General features: G+C 75.8%; 1 protein-coding gene. It reads left to right on the plus strand.

Translation table 11 applies throughout. From position 1 onward, the window contains the following. Window positions 1-487: hypothetical protein (locus tag J5M56_RS24740; protein WP_207938029.1), on the plus strand; the 487-nt coding region annotated here is incomplete at both ends.

Raw genomic sequence — 487 nt, forward strand, 5'->3', positions numbered from 1 at the left:
AGCGCTCCCTCGAGGACACCACGGAGGACGGCTCGGGCCACCCCTCCGAGCTGTACGCGCCCCCGTGCCGCGAGCTGCTGATCACGGACCACGTGCGCCGGCGCGCCAAAGAGCTGATCCCGGCCATGCCCGCCGCCGCGGACATGCTGGACCGGATCGCCGAGGGCGTGGCCGTGGAGGGCATGGAGTCCCTCTCCCCGCTGCTGGCCGAGGCCATGACGTCGCTGCCCCGCATGCTGCCCACCGGCTCGCTGACCGTCCTCGTGGAGCCCGAGCGCCTGCGCGGCCGCGCCGACGACCTGCTGGCCACCAACGAGGAGTTCCTCCAGGCCGCGTGGGCCGGCGCCGCGCAGGGCGCGGTCGCCCCGGTGGACGTGGCCGGGGCGGACCAGTCCGCCGCGGGCGGGTTCCTCACGGTGGCCGAACTCCGCGCGGCCGCGCTCGAGCAGGACCAGGGGTTCTGGTCCGTCACCGCGCTGGTCTCGGA

This window comes from Pseudomonas sp. 51_B, assembly GCF_017491595.1.
GTDB classification, from domain to species: Bacteria; Pseudomonadota; Gammaproteobacteria; order Pseudomonadales; family Pseudomonadaceae; genus Aquipseudomonas; species Aquipseudomonas promysalinigenes.